We start from the raw sequence: 24,189 nt of genomic DNA, 5'->3' as shown, positions 1-24,189 counted from the left end.
CGGCTGCTCGCCCTTAATATAGCGCTCGTTCGAGGGCGACAGCCTGAAAAACACAATACACCCGTAGCTCAGCTGGTTAGAGCACTACCTTGACATGGTAGGGGTCGGTGGTTCGAGTCCACTCGGGTGTACCACTCTCTTCAGAGAGTCAAAATGAAAATCATGCAATACACCCGTAGCTCAGCTGGTTAGAGCACTACCTTGACATGGTAGGGGTCGGTGGTTCGAGTCCACTCGGGTGTACCAAGCAACCTGCTTCAAGCAGGTTTTTTTATGCCTGAAACTCCCCTTTCCCGCCATTCCAATTTGCGTTTCCTCTTGCTCTTGTCTTTTCATTCCCGCAAAAAGAGTAAACACCTCTACCGCATGGTATTTTTGTAAATCAAGCCCGACTTTTTGCATATTGCTTACTTTCACCGGCCATGGAATCATGGAGCATAGACAAGGTCCTTTGCCGACAGGGAAATTCATGAGCCAACGTACTCTGCACACGCTGTTCAAACCCGGGTCCATCGCCGTCATTGGCGCGTCCAATCGCGACAAGCGTGCGGGCAATGTGGTAATGAAAAACCTGCTCTCGGGGGGCTTTGCCGGGCCAATTATGCCGGTAACGCCCAAGTATAACGCGGTTATGGGCGTGCTGGCCTATCCCAATATTGAGTCTTTGCCGATCAAACCTGACCTGGCCATCATCTGTACCCGCGCCTCCAGCGTACCGGCGATAGTGGAAACCCTGGCACAATTTGGCTGCAAAGTGGCGATCATCATGGCCTCCGGTATGGCCGATGAATTAAACGAACAAGGCGAAAACCTGCTTGAACTGACTCAAGCCAACGCCAGACGTTACGGCATGCGGATCCTCGGCCCCAACAGTTTGGGGATGATGTTGCCGCCCCAGGGACTCAATGCCAGCCTAGCCCATGCCGGTGCCCTGCCCGGCAAAATAGCCTTTGTATCCCAGTCTGCAGCCATCTGCACCACAGTACTCGACTGGGCCAACAACAAAGGGATCGGCTTCTCTTCATTTATTTCCCTCGGTGATGCCACAGACATAGACTTCGATGAGCTGCTGGATTTTCTCGGCCGCGATTCCCGCACCAGCGCCATCATGCTTTATATAGATTCGGTCAATGAGAAGCGCCACTTCCTGTCGGCAGCCAGAGCCGCGGCCCGGCATAAACCTATTTTGGTGATCAAATCCGGCCGCAGCGCCGAGGGTGGCAATGCCGCCAAACTGCACACAGGTGGCATTGCCGGTAATGATGCCGTATATGAGGCCGCCTTTCGCCGCGCCGGTATGCTGCGGGTCACCGACTTGGTTGAGCTATTTGCCGCGCTCGAGAGTCTGGCTCACCTCAACCCGCTCAATGGCGAGCGCCTGTGTATTTTATCAAATGGCGGCGGTCCCGCCGTGCTGGCGGTGGATGAATTGGTGCTCAAGGGTGGCAAGCTAGCACTGTTGTCCGACACCACTGTGGAGAAACTCTCGCAGCTGTTGCCCTCTACCTGGTCCGGGCAAAACCCAGTGGACATCATAGGTGATGCCGGCGCCGAGCGTTACAGCCAGGCGCTGTCTGTGTTGATGGATAGCGATGAGCTGGACGCCATCCTGGTATTGCACTCCCCTTCTGCCCTTGGCGAAAGCGTCACCATAGCCGATGCCTTGATTGAAACCGTCAAACAGCACCCGAAACGTAACCGGGTGAGCATCTTAACCAACTGGAGCGGTGAAGATGCCGCTTATCGGGCTCGAAAGCACTTTTCCAAGGCGGGGATCCCAACTTACCGCACACCCGAGGGCGCCGTGCGCGCCTTTATGCATATGGTGGAGTATCGCCGTAACCAAAAACTGCTGCAGGAAGTGCCGCAATCTATACCTGACACTATCCCAACAGACAGCACTACCGCCAGAAGTCTGTTGCAGCAAGCCATAGCCAAGGGCAAACGGGTACTGGAAACCCATGATGCCCGCAACATACTCAACGCCTATGGCTTGGATACCATAGATACCTGGTTTGCCAGGGATGCGGCCGAAGCCGTGGCCATTGCCGAGAAGGCCGGTTATCCCGTGGCATTGAAAGTGCAATCACCGGATATTTTGCATAAATCGGACGTTCACGGGGTAATGCTGAATCTCACATCGGCTTCCGAGGTCAATCAGGCCGCGGCGGCCATAGTCGAACGGGTGCACGCCTCCAACCCTGCAGCCTCGGTGGAAGGCATGATAGTGCAAAAGATGGCACTGACCGCCGGCGCACAGGAGCTCAGAGTCGCGGTAATCAACGACCCAGTGTTCGGCCCAGCCATCATGCTAGGTGAAGGCGGCTCCGAGTGGGAACCCACCCGGGATGCGGCCGTCGCCTTGCCGCCACTGAATATGGCACTAGCACGTTATATGGTGATCCAGGCGCTCAAGACTCAAAAGATCCGCGATCGTCACTTACCCCAAGGCTTGGATATGCGAGCCTTGTGCCTGATGTTGACCCAGATTTCGCAGCTCATTATCGATTGCCCCGAAATCGAGAGCCTGGATCTTAATCCTGTATTGGCGGCGGGCGAGAAAATTACCCTCTTGGATGTCAATCTGCGCCTTAACCCGGAAGTTACGGATAACGCCGGGCGACTGGCGATTCAACCCTACCCCAAAGAGCTGGAAGAGAAAGCCAAACTGCGTAACGGCCTTGAGGTGATGTTGCGGCCGATACTGCCGGAAGATGAACCCAAGCATCTGGACTTTGACAACTCGCTGACAGATGAAGACAGATACAAGCGCTATTTCGGGGTACGCTCGCGTATGACCCATGAAGAAATGGCGGTACTGACCCAAATAGATTACGCCCGTGAGATGGCGTTTATCGCCACCATAAGAGATGAAAACGGCGAAGAGGAAACCTTGGGTGCAGTGCGAGCCTCTATCGATCCGGATAACACAGAAGCGGAATTTGCCATGGCGGTTCGCAGTTCCCATCAGGGGATCGGTATTGGCAAGTTGCTGCTGGAGAAGCTTATCAACTACTACCGCACCACGGGCACTCAGGTGTTAACCGGTTTCACCATGTTCGAGAACCGCAATATGGCCAGTCTCGCCAAGAGTCTTGGCTTTACTGTCACCTTTGATATGGAAGAACACCTGATCAAGATGCACATGGAACTTGCGGGCAAGGACACATAACCCTTCTATATTGAAGGTGAACAACCACACCTCAAAACCAAGAACCCGGCCAATGCCGGGTTCTTTTGATAATTGGAGCAGACTCGCTCAACGGCGACAAAGGGCAATCAAGTCCAACTCAGGCTGGTAAACCTTGCTGCTGACATCGAAGAGCCCCAACAGCGTATCGAACAGGTTGTCGTGGGAAACACTCTTGGCGGCGGCTTCCTTTGCCAGGCAGTCATCATTCAGCCCAAGTTGCTGCTTGAATTGCTTGGAAAACCAAGCCATCCAAGGCACTCTGGTTTGTTCACTCGGCGCTATGGCATAGGGTGATCCATGCAGATACATGCCCTTTTCGCCCAGGGATTCACCGTGATCGGACAGATACATCATTGCCGTATCATAATCGCCACTGCGTCCCTTTAGCTGCTCGACCACCTGAGAGACGATATAGTCGGTATACAGAATCGTGTTGTCATAGGTATTGGTGAGCTGCTCGCGGCTGCAGTTTTGAATGTCACTACGCTGGCAATCCGGGGTAAAACGGCGATATTGTTCCGGGTAGCGCAGATAATAGGTAGGTCCGTGACTGCCGATGATATGCAACACTATCAGGCGATCCTGGCCATTGTTCGGCTGCGACAAGGCTTGTTTGAGTTCATCAAGCAGCACCTGATCCTGACAAAACTGGCCATCACACAGCTTAGGGTCGGCGTTCAGTGCTATCAGCTTGTTTTCCACCCTGTCACACACTCCTTTGCAGCCACTGTCGTTATCAAACCACTGCACTTTCACACCGGCGTGGTTGAGCACATCCACAGCGGTATCCTGAGCCTTGGCGGCGCGGGAGTCATAATCTTCCCGGCTCATTCGGGAAAACATACAGGGTAAAGAAACTGCCGTGGCCGTGCCACAAGAGCTGACATCGCTGAAGATCAGCGGTGAAATCGCCTTGGTGTAGACATTGGTTGGCCTGTCATAGCCATAGTATTGGTAATTTTGCGCCCTGGCGGTTTCACCGACCACCAGCACCATCAGTCTGGGTTTAGTTTCACCGGCTGGTTTTACCTGCTTGGCATCTGTACCCAACTTTTGATATTCGAGCGGCTTTTGCAGGTAGTGCTGATTGATGTATTTGGCCGCCGAGCCGACAAAATAGGTGGGCACAATGTAACGTTTGATTTCATCATTATTGCGACCAAAAGCCAGATAATTCTGCATATAGAAAAAGGCAATTACCACTATGATGAGGACGTTCGCTATGATGTACAGCGCCTTGTACGCCAGCTCCTTGCCCATGGGCTTATAGGCGATCTGGGTACGATACAAGAGCGCTGCCGGCAGCACCCCGGTCAACAGCAGATTTAACATTGATGCCCAGTTCACATAGGTCAAGGCTTCGGCGCTGTTGGTCTGAAAGGTATTCTCTATCATGCCGGTATCGAATACTACGCCATATTTGAACGCGGCAAAAAATACCCCCGATGAACACAGCAACAGCACAATAAAAAACGGTTTGAGAATATATTTAAAGCTGAACAGGGAAAACAGTATCCCCAAAGCCGAGATCAAGAAGATGGGAATGGTAGCCACAAACAAAGGAGCCACATGCGCTTGGTTCTCGAGCCCCTGTTTGACTATGGTAAAAAAAGGCACATTGAACACGGCCACAAAATACAGTGCCAGTACAAAGGTCAGGCGATTGACAGAGATGGGATTCAACACACTCATTCCTAAATGACGGTTAAAATTGATGCAAGGCTCAGCAATTTCAACTTATGGTTAACTAAATGTTAATATAACAATTTTATCTTAAGGTTCCCTTATCGGTTCCGACATCGCTCATGGGGCCGAATTAAGCTTTCAGACTCTGTGCCAATGGGAAAGTTCGCGATGCACCATACGCTAAAACTGCGGTATAAAAGGTTAAAAGAGTCGTTTGATAACTCAAGAGCCGTTTTGCATGCAAATGTCCCGCAATTGTAAGTTGGAGGCGCATTAAGCTTGGCAAACCGGAAGTCGCCAAAATGTCTCTGAGAGTAAATTACGGCAAGTTTTATTGTGCTCTTCCATGTTCCGGAGAAAAAGAAAGCGCCTTTTAAAGGCGCTTTGAGGTTTTATATCAGGGTAAACAATCGCAATTAGAATTCGCTGTTGAGCCGATTGAAGAACCCAAGCAGTTGCTCCAGCTCAGCGTCACTGAATTTCGCGGTCATCTCTCGGGTTAACTGCAAATGCAGGGCATCATGCTCTTTAAACATCTGCTCGCCCTTTTCGGTTAAGGATACCTGGATGGCGCGCCGGTCATTTTCCAGCGGCTGACGTTCGGCCAGGCCCGCCTTAACCAAACGTTCAACCTGCACGGTCAGGGTTCCTGTGGTAATACCGAGCTTTTCCGCCAGTTCCTTCATCTTCATAGGGCCGTGAGCCCCCAGGATCTCCACTGTATGGATCTGCGCCAGTGAAGCGCCTTGGTCTCTGACTACGCTCTGCTCCCATGAGGACAGACGCTCATAAAACTCTATGATGGCGTGGTTGATTGACTGTTGCAGCGAATCCTGCCGCTGTTGCTGTTTCATCTATTCTTGCACCTCAATGATGATGGTGATGATGTCCTGTCTGTGTGTGGCTCGCTTGCTCACATTCTTTGGCTCTCGGCATCGCCGCTTTATCGCAGTCGGCACATTGATTGACTTCAATGGTCAGATGATCTATGCGACTGAAATCCGCCAGCAACTCATGATAATAGTCGGTACTGTGGGGAGCGTGGCTCACCAAAGAGATCATGGCTGCGTGATGATCGGCGCTGACCGGCCACACATGAATATCGGTTACCTTGTGGTCTTTTTCGGCTTCTATCCGTTCCACCAGCTTGCGACTGAACTCGGCTTCAACACCTGCGTCAAGCAAAATGGGGCTGGTCTGGCTGATAAGTCCCCAAGCCCAGCGACTGATGATAACAGCTCCGACAATGCCCATCACGGGATCCAGCCAATTCAATCCGAAATATTTACCGGCCAACAGCGCGCCAATTGCCAACAAGGAGGTCAAGGCATCGGCCAATACATGGAAATAGGCTGCGCGCAGATTATGATCTTTGTGTCCGTGGGAATCACCATGGTCGTGGACATGCTGCTGTCCGTGATCGCTGTGATGGCTGTGATTGTGGTCATGTCCGTGCTTGTGGCTATCTGCCTGGCTATGGCTATGGCTATGTGCATGGTTATGCCCATGACTGTGGCCATGATCGTGACCGTGATGGTCCTTGAGCAGAAATACACTGACGATGTTGACGGTTAAACCTATGATGGCCACCAGAATCGCCTGGTCAAAATGAATATCTTCCGGATACAGGAGTCTGGAGCCGGACTCTATCAACATCAACAGTGCCACCAAGCCGAGAGCAATCGCACTGGTAAAACCACCGAGTACGCTGACCTTGCCGGTACCAAAGGCAAATCTGGGGTTGTTGGCATGTTTCCTGGCGTAAGAGTAAGCAAACAATGTCAGCATAAATGCAGCGGCATGAGTTCCCATATGCCAACCATCGGCCAACAACGCCATGGAACCGTATATAGTACCGGCAACAATCTCGGCCACCATGGTGACCACAGTCAGCAAAAGCACCCACTTGGTACTCTTCTCTCCCTGCTCATTATGGTGGGTAAAGTTATGATTATGCTGCCAGCGCGTGGTGGTATGAAACTCTGAACTCATAGTTAGCCTGCTGTTATATTTTGATATTCAAACTATTTGATAGGCGAAATATCTCTTTTTCCTGACACAATTTCAAGCATTGCGACTGAAAAAAATCACAAGTGTGACCATGGGATTAACAAACTTCATCCTAAAGTCGGGGGATTATGTCTTATTTGTGTCACCTTTCAGTTATCTGGCTGTCATATGGCGTCATTAGTCTTTGCGTCGCATTTGCAATTCCTATAACGAGATAGAAGATCACGGAGTGAAATCTTATGAGCAAGGCGACTTTCGATCCGACGCGTTATAACAAGAGTCAGAACGAACCTTTTGCCCAGGTACTGGATAAACACCTTTCCCGGCGCAATTTTGTAAAAAGTGGCTTGGGCGTCAGTGCCCTGACTGCATTCGGCGGCTTCGGCCTTGCCGGCTGTGGTTCCGACAACAATAACACCTCTGGCACACCGGATCCTGTGCCCCCTACTCCGGTTCCTCCCAGCCAATCCAGTGTTACACTCGGTTTTGATTCGGTAGCCGGTTCTCGCCTTGATGCAGTGGTTATCCCTGAAGGTTACCGGGCTCAGGTCCTGGCTCCCTGGGGGACTCCGCTGAACAGTAAAGCGGCCGATTGGAAGGCTGATGGCAGTAATACCGCTCAGGATCAGGCCAACTCTGTGGGTCAAAACCACGACGGCATGCATTTCTTCCCGCTTAATGAAGCCGCAACCGATGGCCTCTTGTGTATCAACCATGAATACATTGAACCAGATGCCCTGCACCCCAACGGCCCGACTATGGATGCCGATACCGGCCTGAGAACCCTGGTCGATGAAGTCCGTAAAGAGATCAATGCTCACGGCATGACTGTGGTACGCATCAAGCTTAACGACGGCAGCTGGGAAGTAGTCAAGGACGACAAACACAATCGCCGCTTCACCGGTGCTTCCACCATGGATCTCAGCGGCCCGGTAGCCTACACAGACAAAGTCGTAACCGCCTTCTCGCCTGATGGCAGCCAGACCCGCGGCACCCTGAACAACTGTGGTAACGGTTATACCCCTTGGGGGACTTACCTCACCTGCGAAGAGAACTGGCCCGGCTACTTCGTCAATAAGGGCGAGATGACTCAAGCCCAAAGCCGTATCGGTGTCAGCAGCAGTTCTACCCGCTATGGCTGGGCCGATCTGGCCGGTCATGCCGAAGAGCGACTGGATGAATTTGCCCGTTTCGATGTCACCCCCAAGGCCAGCGATGCCATGTATGACTATCGCAATGAAGATAACGGCTATGGCTATATCGTCGAAGTCGATCCCTACAATCCCAACTCCCGCGCAGTCAAACGCACAGCCCTGGGGCGTTTCCGTCATGAAGGCTGCGCCTACGGCAAGCTGACCGAAGGCAAACCACTGGTATTCTATTCGGGCCATGACTCGCGCTTCGAATATCTGTACAAGTTTGTTTCGGCGGCGCTTTGGGATCCCAAGGATGCAGACAGCAGCAACCGCCTGGCAACCGGTGCCAAGTACATGGATGAAGGTACCCTGTATGTGGCCAAGTTTAACGAAGGTGGCGTAGGTGAATGGTTGCCGCTGACCATGGATGCCATGACAAAGGACGGCAAGACCCTAGCCGATACATTTGCCAGCCAGGCAGATATCATCATTAATACCGCCGGCGCCGCCGATTTGGTTGGCGCGACGCCAATGGATAGACCCGAGTGGTGTGTGGTGGATCCTTTCACCGGCAGTGTCTATCTGACCCTGACCAACAACTCCAAGCGGACTGAAGCCAACGCCGCCAACCCAAGGCTTAAAAACAACTTTGGCCATATCATCCGCTGGGATGAAGGTGCCAGTGATACCGAGTTTAGCTGGGATATCTTCCTGTTCGGTTCTCCGGCCGACGGTGACGACGCCACCAACCTCTCCGGCCTGACTGAACTTAACCAGTTGGCCAGCCCGGACGGCCTGGCGTTCGATGCCCGCGGTATTCTGTGGATCCAGACAGATAATGGCGCCAAAGAGGTGACTGAGCACACCAACGACCAGATGCTGGCAATAGTGCCATCCAAGATGGTCGATGGCGACGGCAAGCCTCTGACAGTTACCGCCGACAATCAAACCGAGCTGAAGCGCTTCTTTGTCGGTCCCAATGGCTGTGAAGTCACAGGCTTTGCTATCTCGCCGGACTACACTTCGGTATTTGCCAACATCCAGCACCCGGGGAATTGGCCGGTATCGGCCAATGCCGCCGAGGAAACACCCATCGGCACCAGCATACGCCCGAGGGCAGCGACCGTGGTGCTGCGTAAAGTCGATGGTGGTGAAGTTGGCATTTAAATAAACAGCTGTGTTTAAACGAACAGCCGGTTCACTCGAACCGGCCTGAACTGACAACGCCCGCCAGACTGAACCTGGTGGGCGTTTTGCCTCTCGATAACTTGAATTAAGAGCAAGCACATAGCTGGTACTATTTTGATTTGTATAGCAATACAAAATTATTTATGATTTTTTTGAAAATAAATAACCCTTTCTCAGAAGCTGGCCGTTTAACTCTACAGAAGCGCAATCATACACAGCGCCAATCCAATAATTGATTTCAGCCCATAGCGGGCCCATAAGGAGAAAACCTATGCTTAAGTCCGGCAAACTGAAACTGGCACTTATCGCTTCCGCTTTGTTATCTGCCCAGGTTTTGGCAGTCAGCCCGCCGCATCCACAGGGATACAATCAGAACATGATTACTGCAAACCAATTTGATGCCAACAGCTATCAGCCGCAGGATAGCAGCAAGATGTTCCCCGCCCCCAAAGAAGGCATGGTGCAACACATACTGACCCTGCCCCAATTGGAAAACGAAGACGACTACATGGTTGAAATTCAGGTGGGCCAAACCCAGATGGTCGACTGCAACAAGCACGGCCTGATGGGCGAGCTTAAGCAGATGGATCTCAAAGGTTGGGGTTACACCTATTGGGAGTTGGATGAAATTGGCCCGGGACGCTCGACCATGATGGCCTGCTTCGATAAGGCCAAGCATGAAGAGTTTGTTCGCATTCCGGGTGAATACAAGCTGAGATATAACAGCAAGTTGCCTATGGTTATCTATCTGCCTAAAGATGCCGAGCTGCGCTACCGGGTGTGGCGGGCCGAAACAGTGTTCAATTATTCCAAGTAACACAGTGCCTTAAGCCTTCTGGCTGCTCAAATAGAGCTGCAACAAACCTTTTCCCGGCCGGTTGCAGCTTTTTTGCTTTATTCTCGATTGCAGAACCTTATAATCGCTGCAGTTTTCCTTTAGAGCCTTTTTTCGGATGAAACTCAGCTTTGTACTCGTCTCCCCTGCTCGCGCCGCCAATGTTGGCGCTGCTGCCCGCGCAATCAAGACCCAAGGGTTCAGTGAACTCATTGTGGTGAATTCGCAAGCTCACCGGGAAGAGGAAGCGGCCTGGGTCGCCTGCGGCGCCGAGGACATACTGGACAACATCCGTGAAGTGGCCAGCCTGGATGAGCTCAGAGAAGAGTTTGAGCTTATGGTGGCCACCACAGCAAGAGAGCGCAGTAGCCCACGACACTATTTAAGCCCGGCAGAACTCGGCGAACAACTGAGTCATCAGCAGGAACAGGTGAAGCGCACCGCCATCGTCTTTGGCTGTGAGGCCAGCGGCCTGAGTAACGCCGACTTGGCAATTTGTGACTTGCTCAGCTACGTACCACTGGCCACCGAATACCCTTCCCTCAATCTGGCGCAAGCCGTGATGGTCTATTCCTACGCTCTGGGTCAGGCTTTGGCTTGTGCCGATGGCAGCCTGGGGCTAAAAAGTGCTCAATCGCCGTTGGCACAACTCAGCGCCCTCAAACAAAAAGCCACCACTCTGCTGGAGCGAGTCGATGCCGCCGATGATGCCAAGTTAAGCCTGTGGTTGAATGAGAGCCTCTCTCGCCTCAGTGACAGAGACGCCAAAATGGCCCACCAACTGCTGGGCGATATCCTCAAGAAACTCGACTGAAGTTACTGTGTTCCCTGGGTTAACTCTTTGCCGGTGCGCCGCCACGCAGGGCGCGGTATAGGGCTATCATAGCCAGCAACTTATCGCGTTTTGACTCGCTCAACGAAAGCTCGGCGCTGAAGCGTTGGCGCTGGGCATCCATCAAATCGAGTGAAGTAGCAACACCGTTCTTGTATCTGAGCCGCGCCAAGCGCACATACTCAGAGGAAGCATCGAGCAAGCGTTGCTGCTCTATCAGAGCCTGCTGCGTTCTCTGATAATCATTCATCGCATTGCGTACTTCCATATAGGCGTTCAATACCGTGCTGCGATAAGCAAGCATTGCCTGCACCTGCGCCTCGTTGGCGATCTCATATTCGGCGCTTATCTTGCCGGCATTGAAAATTGGCGCCGTGATCCCACCGAGCAGCGACCAGGTGAGTCCCTTTGAGCTGAAAAGGTTATCCAGGCTATTGGATTCGCGGCCATATTCGGCGGTAATGGTAAACCCGGGGAAAAAGGCGCTCTTGGCTACCCCGACCCCGGCCGTGGCCGCTACCAGAGCCAGCTCGCTGGCGCGTACATCCGGGCGGCGTGACAGTAGCTGTGAAGGCACCCCAACCGCCAGAGATTCGGGAAATTCACTGCTCACCAGTTTGGGAAGCTCCGGCAGGGGGTGATCGTAAGCCCCCAGTAAGATAAGCAACTGATTACGTTTGGCCTTGCTGTCATATTCGAGCTGAGGCAAGGTCACCATGGCGGTTTGATATTCCACTTCCGCCTGGTGTACATCGAGACCCGAGATCATCCCGTTGGCCCGCCTGAGCTTAGCCAGCTGCAGTTCCTTGGCGCGGATCTGTGCCGTTTCCCGGGAGATCTTAAGTCTTTGCTCAATATCGGTCAGCTCGTAAAAGGCGGTGGCGATATCACTGATAAGACTGATTTTGGATGCCTCAAGCAGCTCTGCCTGCGACAGAGTATTGGCCAGTGCCGCCTCACTGGCCCGGCGGTTGGCGCCCCAGATATCCAGCTCCCATGAAGCAACCCCGTTAAGGCCCAAGGCCGTCTTGGCACTGGGATCTTTATTGGTAATGGCACTGCTGAGTGACCGTTTGGCTTCAAACTCCAGCCCAAGCTCGGGCCACAGGGCCGCATCGACCACCCGCCCTTCTGCTCTGGCGGCTCGCAGCCTGCTCTGCATCATCGCCAGGTCGATATTGTTCCCCAGCGCCTGGCGAATAAGCGTCTGCAGTTCGGGATTGAGGAAAAACGTCTGCCACTCATCCTTAACGGCTTCATTGGACTCTACTTGCGGCAGCGTCTTCTCAAACTGCGCCGGCATGTTGAGCTCGGGGCGCTGATAATCCGGCCCCAGAGTGCAGCCCCAAAGGCCCAAGGAAAGTGTCAAAGCGAGTAGCGCCGGTCTAGTGCATTTGCAGCTGACAAGGCTCTTGTTCGGCTTCTCTTGGCTCATGGCTAATACTCCGGTCATCATAAGCCTTCCTCCGTTTCCGGCTTTTGGCTTGCCGAATCACCCTTAACCTTGGCGCGAACCCAACCGGCTGTGGTCACAAAGAACAGCGGCACCAGTATAATCCCTATGCTGGTCGCCAGCACCATGCCGCCAAGGATGGGAATAGATACCGAGTGACGACTGACTGAGCCGGGTCCGGCCGACAACACCAGTGGCAAGACACCGAGAATAAAGGCCATGGAGGTCATCAAAATCGGCCTGAAGCGCATCGCGGCGGCTTCCATTGCCGCCTCCAGTCTTGAACGGCCCTCCCGGTGCAGTTGATTAGCGAACTCGACAATCAAAATCGAGTTTTTGGCTGCCATCCCGATAAGGGCGATAAAGGCAACCTGGAAGAAGAGATTACTCTGCATACCACTGAGCAGTGTTGCCAAAGAGGCTCCCAGCATGGCGACCGGAGCAATAAGCAGCACGGCCACAGGAATGGTCCAACTCTCATACAGCGCCGCCAAAAACAGGAATACAAACACCAAAGCCAGCGTAATGGCGATACTGGTCTGGTTGGCCGAGCGTACTTCCTGGAAGGTAAGCCCGGTCCATTCGTACTTGAATTCGGGCGGCAGCATGGGCTTAGCTACTCTGTTGATTGCTTTTATCACATCACCTGAAGCATACCCGGCTGCCGGAGTGACGTTGATGGAAGCACTGGAGAACAGATTGTAGTGAGTCACAGCCGCCGGCCCCACAGTGTATTCATAGTCGGCCAGAACTCCGATAGGCACCATGACACCATTGGATGACCGGACATAATAATCTTTGATCTGCTGGGGGAACTGGCGATAACTGTCCTCGGCCTGAACCCTGACCTTATACACCCGGCCAAACAGATTGAAATCATTGACTACGGAGGAATCGGTAAAGGTCTTGATAGTGCTGTAAAGATCGGCCACATCCACCCCGATAGCCATAGCCTTGGCTTCGTTGACCGAGAGATACATCTGCGGAATGGAACCCTGCAGCGACATGGCCGCTGCCGCGACTTCCGGTTGTTGTTTGAGCTGCTCCACCAATTCGTTGCTGGTTTCCATCAGCCCCTTGAAATTGGTTCCCGAAGTATCCTGCAGCACCATTTCAACCCCGGAGCCGTTCCCCAAACCGGGCACGGCCGATGGCAGGTAGAGGTTGAACTCTGCCTGCAATACCTGGCTGAGTTCATGTTTCAGCTCTTTCATCACCTTCTGCACTGTGGCCTGGCTTTGCTCCCGCTCCGCCCAGGGCTTGAGGACCACTTCAAACTGGCCGTTGGCCTGATTCGAACCCGAGCGGCGGTTTTCACCGGCCAGGGTGAAGGACCAGGCTACCGCAGGATGGGCCAGCACATGGCGCTCGGCAATCTTGAGTACCTTTTGGGTGCGGTTGACCGTCGCTCCGGCCGGCAATGTCATATCAATAAAGAAACGCCCTTGGTCCTCATCCGGCATAAAGCTCGATGGCAAGTGGCTCATAATGTACCAAACCGCCACCACCATGGCGCCAAACACCAGGTAACTGCGCCGCGCATGTTTGTTGGCTACACCTACCAGGGATACGTATTTGTCGGTCAATTTGGAGAGGCGGTTGTTGAGCCAGAAGAAGAAACCGCTCTTGGCCGCATCGCCCGGACGCAACAACAAGGCGCAAAGTGCCGGACTCAGGGTCAATGCCACCACTGTCGAGATCAGCACGGCTACGGCAATGGCGACGGCAAATTCCCGATACATAATACCTGTGATACCGGCAAGGAAGGACACAGGAACAAACACGGCGCACAGCACCAAACTGGTCGCTATCAGGGCTCCGGATAACTCTTTCATGGCGCTGCGGGTGGCCGCCATCGGGCTCATGCCCTTTTCATTGATAAGTCGCTCGACGTTTTCCACCACCACAATGGCATCGTCAACCACAATACCAATGGCCAAAACCAGTGCCAGTAGGCTTACTGTATTGATGGTAAAACCGAAGGCCAGCATGGCGGCCAGCGTCCCTATCAAAGAGACAGGTACCGCGATCGCCGGGATAAGGGTCGCCCGCAGGTTCTGCAAAAACAGGTACACCACCAACACCACCAACACCAGGGCTTCGATCAGGGTCTGCACTACCTCATCGATAGACTCTTCGATAAACACAGAAGCATCGTAAAACACCTGCCAGTCCATACCGCTTGGGAACTTGGTCGCGAGTTCGGCCATGGTTTCCTTGACCTTACGGGTCACCTCAAGGGCATTGGCACCGGGCAGCAAATACACCTGCAAGATGGTGGCGTTTTCCCCATTGAGTTGTGATTGTAAGGTATAAGCCGAAGAACCCAGTTCTACCCTGGCAATGTCACGCAAGCGAATGAGCGAGCCGTCGGGATTGGCGCGAACTATGATTTCCTCAAATTCCCTGACACTGGACAGACGTCCGCTGGCGGTTATCGGCAAGGTCTGGCTCAAGGCACTAGTGTTGGGTTGGGTACCCAAGGTACCAGCCGGGGTTTCCTTGTTTTGTGCCTTGATGGCATCGATAACGTCTGTGGTAGTCAGGCTGTGACCGGCCAAGGCATCCGGGCGCAACCACACCCGCATGGCATAACTGCGAGCGCCTGTGTTACGAACCCGGCCAACGCCGGGGATCCTTCTCAGTGCCGATTCGATATTGATGGAGGCGTAGTTGGAGAGGTAGATCTCATCGAAACGGGGATCTTTGGAGGTCAATGACAGCTTGAGCAGTTCCACCGAGGAATCCTTGGAGACTGACACCCCGGCGGTCTGTACATCGATAGGCAAGCTATCGATGGCCTGCTGAGTGGCATTCTGCACATCCACCGCCGCCAGATCCGGACTGGTGCCCACATCAAAGGTAATGGTGACATTGGTGCTGCCGGAATTAGTGCTCTTGGAACTCATATAGATCATATTGGGCACACCGTTGACCTGCTGCTCCAGCGGTGTTGCCACAGACTCGGCGGCTGTAGTGGAAGCTGCCCCCGGATAAGAGGCTGAGATACTCACCTGCGGCGGCGTGATATAGGGATATTGATCCACCGGCAGCTGGAACATGGCTATCAAGCCCAGGAGCACGATAACGATACTGATAACAGCCGAGAATACCGGCCGTCCGATAAAGAACTGAGCCATTTACTTACGCTCCTGTTCTTTTGATTGCTGCTCCAGCGCCTCTTTCTTTTCCTGCTCGTCGAGCCGCTTTTGATACTCTTTGGCATCCAGCGGCTCGGCCAGTTGGCCATGACGCACACGGTGCATGCCTTCGACTACCACACGTTCACCGGCGTTGAGACCGCTTTTAACCACCACGCCTTCCGGGCCCTGGTATTCAATCACGATAAAGCGCCGTTCAACCTTATTGTCCGGCATCACCACCATCACATAGACGCCGCCCTGATCTACCTGAGTCGAGCGCTGCGGGATCACTATGGCATTGTCTATCTCACTGAGTTTGATCCTGACATTGGTGTATTGACCCGGCAATAACTCCTTGTCCGGATTGGGCAGTACCGCCCTCACCTCAAAGGTACCTGTGCTGGAATTGACCTGGGGATCGGTAAAACTGACGTTACCCAAATAGCGATAATCACTGTTGTCCGGTAAGGTGATACGCACAAAGCCTTCAACCGCCTTGCCTTCAGTTTCCGCTTCCTGCTGTTGGTTGTAACTGGTCATTCGCCGTCTGGCATTGAGGTAATCCAGCGCCGACATATTGAAATTCACATAGATGGGATTCACCTGCTTCACCCGTGTCAGCAGCGATTGCCCCTGACTGCCGACCAAGGCGCCGATATCCACCTCAGAGCGGCTGACCAGACCTGCGATCGGCGCTCTTATCTCGGTATAACTGAGTTCCAGCAGCGCCTCTTCCAGCTCGGCGTGGCCGGCGGCCAGGGCCGACTTGGCCTGCGCCAACGCAGATAGGGCATTATCATAATCCAGCTGACTGGCGGCATCCTGCTCATAGAGGGGTTTCAGACGCTTCACATCCCGCTGCGCCTTTTCCAGTATCGCCTGCTGCGACTCGACGTTGGCCTTGAGTCGATTAACCACAGCGTTATAGGGCCTGTTATCTATCTTATACAAGATATCGCCGGCATTGACCGCGCTGCCCTCGGTAAAGAGCCGCTCCTCGACAAAGCCATCGACGCGGGCCCTGACCTCCACATCCAAAGAAGCCTTGGTGATACCGACATAATTACCGTAGACAGGCACCGTCGCCTGTTTGACCTCTTCCACCACCACCAGTTTGGGCGTGATGGCAACGGGTTCGGGGTCACAACCGAGCAATAAAAAGCCACTGACGATAAGCAGTGGCATAGAGAAAAGCGATGCATTTGAACCCTTTCGGGCGAAGACGGTCATTAGCGCAGCAAAGACAGAGGACATAGCAGCTTCCAGCGTTCAATGGGAGATCCTGATTGTTAAACACCCCGACGTTTGGCGACAGGTTGTTCATTTACCAGTGTAAGTCCTTGAAGCTGCGTGTCAATTCCCGACTATTATTAAGGGAAAGCTAATAACTTATTTGAGCCTCAGAGTTTCAACCTGAAAGGCAAACTGCTCTTTAAGTGATTGAATATGCTCGGGCTTATTTTTTATCAAGCGGCTACGTGTTGCCAGACTGCTGCTGATAAAGAGCTTAAACCAAGTATCAAGCGCTTCGGCGCAGCCCTCTTCACCCAGAGACTGCAGCGTTAAAATTGCCACTTCGGCTGTACCCATCTGAAAGTCGCGGCTACCCTTTCTGAGCTGATAGCGAGCCAAGGTTTCGGCGCTGAATGACAACATAGGTAATTGATGCAGGTAAGCACTCTTGCGAAACATCTTCACCGCCTCACGCCAACTGCCATCGAGCAAAATGAACAGCGGTCGCTTGCCTTGCTCCGGATCTCCCTGATTAGCGAACACCTCGCTCAAAGCCTCAGTCACCACCTCTTGCCCCGGTAAGGCATATTCCCCCGGAAACACCAGATAAGGCTGATAATCCGGGTTTTCCAGCAAGGCTAAGAGTTGAGGGTCCGGCTGAGTTCTCGACCAAAGAAAGGCATGGGTATCCGGAATGAGATCGGCTATCAAACGCCCGCTGTTGCTGGGTTTCAATACCTCGGCATCATACATAAGCAAAGCAAACGCCGCTTCGCAGGGCAGAAGGCGCCTGTGCTCACAGGTACAAAAGCTCTGCTCCAACAGGCAACGGCCACAGCGAACAAGATTCTTGCCCCTTGATGCATAAGGCTTGGTCGACAGCGACTGTCGGTATTCATACAGACGGTGTACCGCGTGAGGTTGAATTGACATGAATTTCCCGAATTACAATGACTTAATAACTCTAGTGTACGACTTTCTTACCGCCAGCCTTGATGCTTTGACTGCCGTACGTAAGAGCCGGCGCAGTTTACTGCTGCATCCATGTGGCAGCAAGTCATTTAACCTCACTCTTGCCAGGATAGCCGGCACTTGGTGCTTGTCCATAAGGCCGAATGAAAGAGCCGATGGAAAATAATCCATCATCAAGATTTGTAAACATATCATTCCAATATAGAGACTCAATACAGCAATGAAAGCCCTCTGTAGTGCTGCCATAGCGCTTCCAAAGGTAAACACCCCCAACTTTTGGGTTATATTCCACCCAAACAATGTAAAGATTAAGGTACACAAACCTATTCTATAGAAAATGTTATCAATAGCTTTAATTTTTTTCTTGTATAACAGCGACTTCTGTCATTGAAATTGCAAAATTGCCGAGTATGATAGCGCCCGTCTCGGGAGCTCCCGAGCAGGAAGGGGCTGATACTTATCTCAAGAGGCACTCGCCTTGTCGGCATCTTCCCAAACGGTTCTTTAGTTATGGTTCTTTATCAAGGTTGTAGGAGTATTACTGTGGTACCTGATGAGAATGTTTCCGGCGTATCCTTGAAGCCTTTATTAATCATGCTGGTGATGATGGTCGCCAGCGGCCAGATTGCCCAAACCATTTTTGTGCCGGCGCTGCCTATGATGGGTGAGCAATTCAGTGTCAGTGCCGGGCAACTGCAGGCGATTATGGGCACTTATCTCTTGGCCTATGGCCTACTGCAATTTGTTTATGGTCCGGTATCGGACAGATTCGGTCGCAAGCCGCTGCTGCTCATCGGTCTCAGTCTTTTCGTCATAGGTGCCATCATCGCCGCCTGCGCCGAGAGCTTTAATACCTTGCTGCTGGCCAGCGCCATTCAAGGCTGCGGCACCGCCAGTGCCGGTGCCCTTTGCCGCTCTATTCCAAGAGATTTCTTCTTCGGCGAAAAACTGGTGCGTTTCAACAGCTATGTGTCCATGGCCGTGGTGTTCTCGCCGCTGCTGGCTCCCTTTATTGGCGGAGTGTTGAGTGTGCATTATGGCTGGCATGCCGTGTATTGGTTCCTGGCTTTTTTCGGTGTCTGCGTGGTGATAACCCTGGCGCTGAGGTTCAAGGAATCCCTCCCCAAGGAGAAACGCCAGCCGCAGTCCATGCTCAAGTCCTATGCCTTGGTGCTGAAGCACAGAGCCTTTCGCGGTTATCTGCTGTCCTTGGTGGCTACCTTCGCCGGGATTGCCGCCTTTGAAGCCATCGCCGGTATACTCTATGGCCAGGTGCTGGCTATGAGCCCCATGATGGTCAGTTGTTATTTCGTGGCGCCTATTCCGGGTTATCTGTTGGGAGCCTGGTATGCCGGCAGACAGGCATCACTGCATAAACTGTTTCACCACGGTGTAGCCCTGCTGGGTGCCGGAGCACTGTTTTTACTGCTGCCCGGCCTGTCAACTTTGGTGATAGGTTGGAGTCTACTGATTGGCTCAGTGCTCTTCTTTACCGGGGCCGGCATATTGTTTCCGGCGCTGACATCGGCGGCGCTTGAGCCCTTCCCGCGCCAAGCCGGGGTGGCCGGCGCCCTGCTTGGTGGACTGCAGAACTTTGCCGCCGGTCTTGCGGCCATGTTGATGTCGCTGGTGCCCATGATGGGACAACTCAGCATAGGGCTTTTGACTTCGTCCATGGTGGTGCTGGTGGTGTTGGCACTCAACTATGCCAGAACCCATCCGGATATCGATGTGCATACCGCCGGGGACCCGCTCTGATTTCCCTGTCAAACCATTAAGCAAGACCGGCCACTGGCCGGTCTTGCTGCTTCTACCCCTTACACTTCATGCTCTTCTTTGCGATTCAGACTTTGTTGGCGTTTCAGTCGACTGAGGCATTCGCTTTTGGACGTTATCCTTATGCGCCTTGCCAAACTGCGATCATGACAACAAAGCCAAAACAACCGAATAGCTCAGGCATAAAAAGCGCCCCTAAAGGAGCGCTGGTACCTAAATCTGAGGTTAAACCGAAAACAAAACCAACAGCCCTACCTTAAACGGTTTGGCGACTGATTAGGCCGGTTATTCTGCCAGCTCCTTTTCCAGTTGCTGCGCCACGGCTTCGGGCGAACTGGAATGGCGGGCAAACAGTGAATAAGCCACAGGGATGACCAACAGGGTAAACAAGGTGGCCAGCAAAATGCCGGAGAGCACCACCACACCGATGACAAAGCGGGTCTCGGCGCCGGCACCTTCGGCGAGCACCAGAGGCACGGCACCGGCGGCCGTGGTTATGCCTGTCATCAGTATGGGTCTGAGCCTTTGGTTGGCCGCCTGCAAAATAGCAGCATCAAAGTCGACCCCCTTATCCCTGAGCTGGTTGGCAAATTCAACAATCAGAATACCGTTCTTGGCCGCCAACCCCACCAACATGATGATGCCTATCTGGCTGTAGATATTCAGACTTTGACCGGTCAGCAACAAACCCACCAAGGCGCCCACGGTTGCCAGCGGTACAGTCAGCATGATCACCATGGGGTGAATATAGCTCTCAAACTGCGCCGCCAATACCAGGAACACTATCCCCAGTGCCAGCAGGAACACGAAGTACATGGAGCTGCCGGACTCCTGATAGTCGAGCGACTGACCTTTGTAGCTTATCAAGGCTTCTGCCGGCAGATAGGTGTGGGCCAAATCATTGAGATAATCGAGCGCCTCACCCAGGCTGTAACCTTCCGCCAAACTGGCCTCCAGCGTAATGGCCCGCATCCGGTTGTAGCGATGGAGCTGACTGGCGTCGGCAAACTCCTCTATGCTGACCAGGTTCGAGAGTGGGATCAGCTGCTTGCTGCGATCTGAGCGCACATAGATATTCTGCATATCCGAGGCGGTGTTTTGGCTGTCGCGGTTCCCCTCAATGATCACGTCATACTCTTCACCGTCGCGCATAAAGGTAGTCACCAGGCGTGAACCCAACATGGACTCAAGCGTGCGCCCTATATGAGCGATGGAAACCCCGAGATCGGCCGCCCTGTCTTTGTCGATAACAACTCTGAGCTGGGGCTTGGTTTCCTTGTAGTCATGATCCAAACCGACGAGATTGGGGTTTTCCGCCGCTTTTTCCAGCATGATGTCGCGCCATCTGGCAAGCTCCTCATAACTGGGGCCGCCAATGACAAACTGCACAGGTTTGCCCACTCCACGGCCAAAGGCCTGACGCATTACAGGAAACGCCCTGACACCGGCGAGATCGGCCAGCCTGGCACGGACATCATTGATGATCTCCTTGGCGGGACGGCGCTGGCCCCAGTCATTGAGCACTATGATCGCCATACCGTTAGAGAAGTTGGCCGAGCCGCCCCAACCACGAGGCGCACGGATCAACAAACGCTTGATTTCACCGCTGTCGACCAGAGGCATCAAACGTTGCTCCACCTCGTTCATATAGGCTTCAATATATTCATAGCTGGCACCCTCCGGGCCGTTGACCATCAGGAACATAGATCCCCTGTCTTCTTCCGGCGCAAACTCCTGCGGGATCAGTTTAACCATGTAGGCACTGGCCCCAAGAGCTGCTACCACCAACAGGGAAACCAGCAAGGGGTGCTTCATGGCGCCGGTGAGGCTGCGGCTGTAAAAGCCTGCCAGAGCGTTCATTCCCTTGTCGACCTGGCGCATCAACCAAGTATCCTGGCTCGCGGGTTTAAGCAGCTTGGAACACATCATGGGGCTGAGTGTCAGTGCCACTATCGAGGAAAACAACACGGCGGCACTCATGGTGACGGCAAACTCTTTAAACAGCTTACCGAGATCGCCATCGAGGAAGGTGATTGGCATAAATACCGCCACCAACACAGCCGTAGTGGCAATAACCGCAAAGGCCACCTCACGGGCGCCGAGGAAAGCGGCTTTCAATGGACTGTCGCCCTCTTCGATGCGGCGGTGAATGTTTTCCAGCATCACGATGGCATCATCCACCACCATGCCGATAGCCAGGATCATCGCCAGCAGAGTCAAGAGGTTAATTGTGTATCCCAAGGCGTAGAGCACGATAAAAGTGGCCAGCAGGGATACAGGCACAGTCAGCGCCGGGATCAACATGGCGCGCACACTGCCAAGGAACAGGTAGATGACGATGATCACCAGAATAATGGCGATAAACAGTGTCTGATACACTTCATCGATAGAGGCTTCGATAAACACTGAGCTGTCGTAGGAGCGTTTAATCTCCATCCCCTGGGGCAGAGTCGGGTTGATCTCATCCACCAGTTTATTCACCGCCCGCGCCACTTCCAAAGTATTGGCGGTAGACTGTTTGGAGACCCCCAAGCCTATCATGGCTTCGCCGTTACCACGGAACATGATCCGCTCTTCTTCCGAGCCGATTTCGACCCTGGCCACATCCCCGAGCTTAACCAGGTAGCCATCGCCCCCTTGGGTCAGCACCAGGTTGGCAAAGTCTTCGGCGGTGCGAAAGCTGCGTTCAAGCCGCACGGTAAAGTGACGTTCCTTGGATTCGATGGAGCCGGCCGGCAGTTCGACGTTTTCCGATCTCAGGGCCGCTTCGACATCGGCTACGGTCAGGTTGCGGGCCGCCAGTGCCTGGCGGTCAATCCAGACCCGCATGGCGTAAACCTTGCCGCCACCGACACGCATATTGGCCACCCCGTCGATGACGGAGAATCTGTCGGTGAGGTAACGGCGGGCATAGTCGGTAAGCTGCAAAGTGGTCATCTGATCCGACACCAGATTAAGCCACATGATCACTTCATCGCCGCCATTGGCCTTTTGCACTTCCGGCGGATCGGCCTCTTCCGGTAAGTTATCCAGCAAACCGGCAATCCGGTCACGGACATCGTTGGCGGCGGCTTCAATATCGCGGTCAATATCAAACTCAAGCACCACAGAGGAGCGGCCATCTGTGCTGGAAGAGTCGATATGACGTATGCCTTCAACGCCACTGATCCTATCTTCAATCAGCTGAGTGATACGGCTTTCCACCACAGAGGCACTGGCGCCACGGTAGCTGGTATCTATCGAGACTATCGGCGGGTCGATATCCGGGTATTCGCGTAGTGGCAACTTACCGAAGGACACCAGACCGAAAGCGATCAACAGCAGGCTGATGACCGAGGCGAAAACCGGCCGTTTAACGGAAATGTCTGTCAGTATCATGCTGTGGTCTTCGCCTCTTCAGCCGTCAGGAAGCTGAAATGTTCCTTGAACTCCACCTTGACCTTGTCACCGGGACGGACCTTGAGGATCCCGCGAATGATCACCTGCTCACCCAGCTCGACGCCTTCGAGAATTTCCACCCAGCCACGGCTGCGCAGCCCAATAGTAACCTGACGCTGTTCCACCACACCTTCACTGTTGGCCAGATAGATGTAGTGACGGTTTTGAATAGGAATAATGGCCGACTCAGGCAGCAACAACGCCTCACGGTTTTGCTTGATAAGCTTGACCTTCATCAACATGCCCGGTAGCAGTTGACCATCGGGGTTGGTGATTTCGGCGCGCACCACTACTGCCCGTGTGGTTGGGTTAACCCGGCTGTCGATGGAAACAACCTTGCCGCGAAACAGCTTATCCGGGTAAGCGACCGCGCTGGCTTCCACGATTTTGCCCGGCAACAAGTCCTGAATAAAACGCTCGGGAACCGAGAAGTCCAGCTTGATCACCGAGATATCATCCAAGGTGGTGATCACCACTCCCGGGGTGACCAGGCTGCCGACCGAGACCTGGCGTAAACCCAGGCGACCATTGAAGGGGGCGGTGATCTGTCTGTCCCGCAGCGCCGCCTGTGCCTGCTCGACTTCGGCTCTGGCACTTTCTATCAGAGTTTGCAGTCGGTCGCGCTCGGTTTCTGCGACTGTCTTGCTGGTGACCAGAGAGCTGATGCGGTCGAACTCGCGGGTATTCTCCCGTACCTTGATCCTGGCCAGTTCCACTCTGGCCTGCTGCTCGGCGTCCTGCAGCTTGGCAAGCAGTTGCCCTTGCTTGACTATCTGACCATCATCGAAGCGAATCGAGGTCACCACATCGCTGACCTTGGGGGTGATGGTGACTGACTCATAGGCTTTGGAAGTGCCAAGGGCCTCCACTTCATCCCGCACAGCCTGAATGGCTGCCTTATACACCACAACATTGGGTACCGGGCGGGCCTTTCTCTCCGCCGGGGCTTGCTGCTGATGCCATTGTTGATAACCAATGGCTGCGGCCGCCAGTAGTACCAAAAGGAGTATTATTTTTTTCATTGATTGTCCGAAGGTACAGAGTTTTGTGGGTGAAACAGTTTACTCTGCGACTTATCGGCTTCAATACGTTTTACCTTTTCTTACAAATTACATTTATTTGACACAGACACACACACAGTTAAAACAACTGCATCAAAGCCGCCTGAGCAAAGATACAGGCTATAGATTGACTCAAAAACCAAGGACTATTCTGCAAATGGCTTTACAAACAGGGAGGCGTTGATTTCATCTCTCGTGCGGTAAAGATGAAGAGGCAGGACAAATATCAAACA

At 53.4% G+C, this 24,189-nt stretch carries 14 protein-coding genes and 2 tRNA genes; 7 read left to right on the top strand and 9 right to left on the bottom strand.

Annotated features, from left to right (window positions below; all coding sequences use genetic code 11):
- The first annotated feature begins 57 nt into the window (after positions 1-57).
- From ACMHXI_RS05035 to ACMHXI_RS05025, 3 genes are all read left to right on the top strand, one after another.
- Positions 58-134 (top strand) — tRNA-Val (locus ACMHXI_RS05035).
- Positions 135-169: 35 nt separating this feature from the next.
- A tRNA-Val gene (locus ACMHXI_RS05030) sits at positions 170-246 on the top strand.
- Positions 247-469: 223 nt separating this feature from the next.
- Positions 470-3,172, top strand: coding sequence for a bifunctional acetate--CoA ligase family protein/GNAT family N-acetyltransferase (locus tag ACMHXI_RS05025; protein WP_208184745.1), 2,703 nt, complete (start codon positions 470-472; stop codon positions 3,170-3,172).
- 87 nt (positions 3,173-3,259) lie between these two features.
- Here the strand turns inward: ACMHXI_RS05025 and ACMHXI_RS05020 are convergent, their stop codons facing one another.
- The 3 genes from ACMHXI_RS05020 to ACMHXI_RS05010 form a co-directional block, all read right to left on the bottom strand.
- Positions 3,260-4,885 carry a phosphoethanolamine transferase gene (locus ACMHXI_RS05020; protein WP_117200679.1) on the bottom strand — a complete coding sequence of 542 codons (1,626 nt, stop codon included), beginning with the start codon at positions 4,883-4,885 and terminating at the stop codon, positions 3,260-3,262.
- Between the two features lie 410 nt (positions 4,886-5,295).
- Positions 5,296-5,733 carry a MarR family winged helix-turn-helix transcriptional regulator gene (locus tag ACMHXI_RS05015; protein ID WP_025009721.1) on the bottom strand — a complete coding sequence of 146 codons (438 nt, stop codon included), beginning with the start codon at positions 5,731-5,733 and terminating at the stop codon, positions 5,296-5,298.
- Between the two features lie 13 nt (positions 5,734-5,746).
- Entirely contained in the window at positions 5,747-6,871 is a 1,125-nt protein-coding gene (locus ACMHXI_RS05010) for a cation diffusion facilitator family transporter (RefSeq protein WP_413734201.1), read from the bottom strand.
- Between the two features lie 257 nt (positions 6,872-7,128).
- Between ACMHXI_RS05010 and ACMHXI_RS05005 the strand changes: the two genes are divergently transcribed.
- The 3 genes from ACMHXI_RS05005 to ACMHXI_RS04995 all read left to right on the top strand — a co-directional run bounded on the left by ACMHXI_RS05005 (position 7,129) and on the right by ACMHXI_RS04995 (position 10,862).
- A complete protein-coding gene (locus ACMHXI_RS05005) occupies positions 7,129-9,192 on the top strand; it encodes a PhoX family protein (protein ID WP_413734199.1) in 2,064 nt (687 codons plus the stop codon).
- A 292-nt stretch (positions 9,193-9,484) separates the two neighbouring features.
- Positions 9,485-10,030 carry a serine protease inhibitor ecotin gene (gene eco, locus ACMHXI_RS05000; protein ID WP_044734463.1) on the top strand — a complete coding sequence of 182 codons (546 nt, stop codon included), beginning with the start codon at positions 9,485-9,487 and terminating at the stop codon, positions 10,028-10,030.
- A gap of 136 nt (positions 10,031-10,166) precedes the next feature.
- A complete protein-coding gene (locus tag ACMHXI_RS04995) occupies positions 10,167-10,862 on the top strand; it encodes a tRNA/rRNA methyltransferase (RefSeq protein ID WP_413734197.1) in 696 nt (231 codons plus the stop codon).
- Positions 10,863-10,881: 19 nt separating this feature from the next.
- Here the strand turns inward: ACMHXI_RS04995 and ACMHXI_RS04990 are convergent, their stop codons facing one another.
- From ACMHXI_RS04990 to ACMHXI_RS04975, 4 genes are all read right to left on the bottom strand, one after another.
- Positions 10,882-12,249 (bottom strand): efflux transporter outer membrane subunit, encoded by a 1,368-nt coding sequence (locus tag ACMHXI_RS04990; protein ID WP_243881615.1) that lies wholly within the window; start codon positions 12,247-12,249, stop codon positions 10,882-10,884.
- Positions 12,250-12,332: 83 nt separating this feature from the next.
- Positions 12,333-15,473 (bottom strand): efflux RND transporter permease subunit, encoded by a 3,141-nt coding sequence (locus ACMHXI_RS04985; protein ID WP_413734195.1) that lies wholly within the window; start codon positions 15,471-15,473, stop codon positions 12,333-12,335.
- The gene (locus ACMHXI_RS04980) at positions 15,474-16,730 is read right to left on the bottom strand and encodes an efflux RND transporter periplasmic adaptor subunit (RefSeq protein ID WP_391564203.1); all 1,257 of its coding nucleotides are present in this window, start codon (positions 16,728-16,730) and stop codon (positions 15,474-15,476) included.
- A gap of 135 nt (positions 16,731-16,865) precedes the next feature.
- Entirely contained in the window at positions 16,866-17,642 is a 777-nt protein-coding gene (locus ACMHXI_RS04975; protein WP_025889957.1) for a tRNA-uridine aminocarboxypropyltransferase, read from the bottom strand.
- A 615-nt stretch (positions 17,643-18,257) separates the two neighbouring features.
- Here ACMHXI_RS04975 and emrD point away from each other — a divergent pair.
- The gene (gene emrD, locus ACMHXI_RS04970) at positions 18,258-19,439 is read left to right on the top strand and encodes a multidrug efflux MFS transporter EmrD (protein WP_257574394.1); all 1,182 of its coding nucleotides are present in this window, start codon (positions 18,258-18,260) and stop codon (positions 19,437-19,439) included.
- A gap of 303 nt (positions 19,440-19,742) precedes the next feature.
- Here the strand turns inward: emrD and ACMHXI_RS04965 are convergent, their stop codons facing one another.
- Both ACMHXI_RS04965 and ACMHXI_RS04960 read right to left on the bottom strand, forming a co-directional pair.
- Positions 19,743-22,835 (bottom strand): efflux RND transporter permease subunit, encoded by a 3,093-nt coding sequence (locus tag ACMHXI_RS04965; RefSeq protein ID WP_028779221.1) that lies wholly within the window; start codon positions 22,833-22,835, stop codon positions 19,743-19,745.
- Positions 22,832-23,917: an efflux RND transporter periplasmic adaptor subunit gene (locus ACMHXI_RS04960; protein ID WP_208184741.1), complete on the bottom strand. Its 1,086-nt coding sequence runs from the start codon at positions 23,915-23,917 to the stop codon at positions 22,832-22,834. The genes ACMHXI_RS04965 and ACMHXI_RS04960 overlap by 4 nt, the downstream gene beginning before the upstream one ends.
- Positions 23,918-24,189: the final 272 nt, after the last annotated feature.

This window comes from Shewanella sp. BJSY2023SW005 (assembly GCF_047314585.1).
In the GTDB taxonomy this organism is placed as follows: Bacteria; Pseudomonadota; Gammaproteobacteria; order Enterobacterales; family Shewanellaceae; genus Shewanella; species Shewanella algae.
The sequence above is the reverse complement of the archived record's forward strand: the minus strand, read 5'-3'. Positions and strand labels throughout refer to the sequence as shown.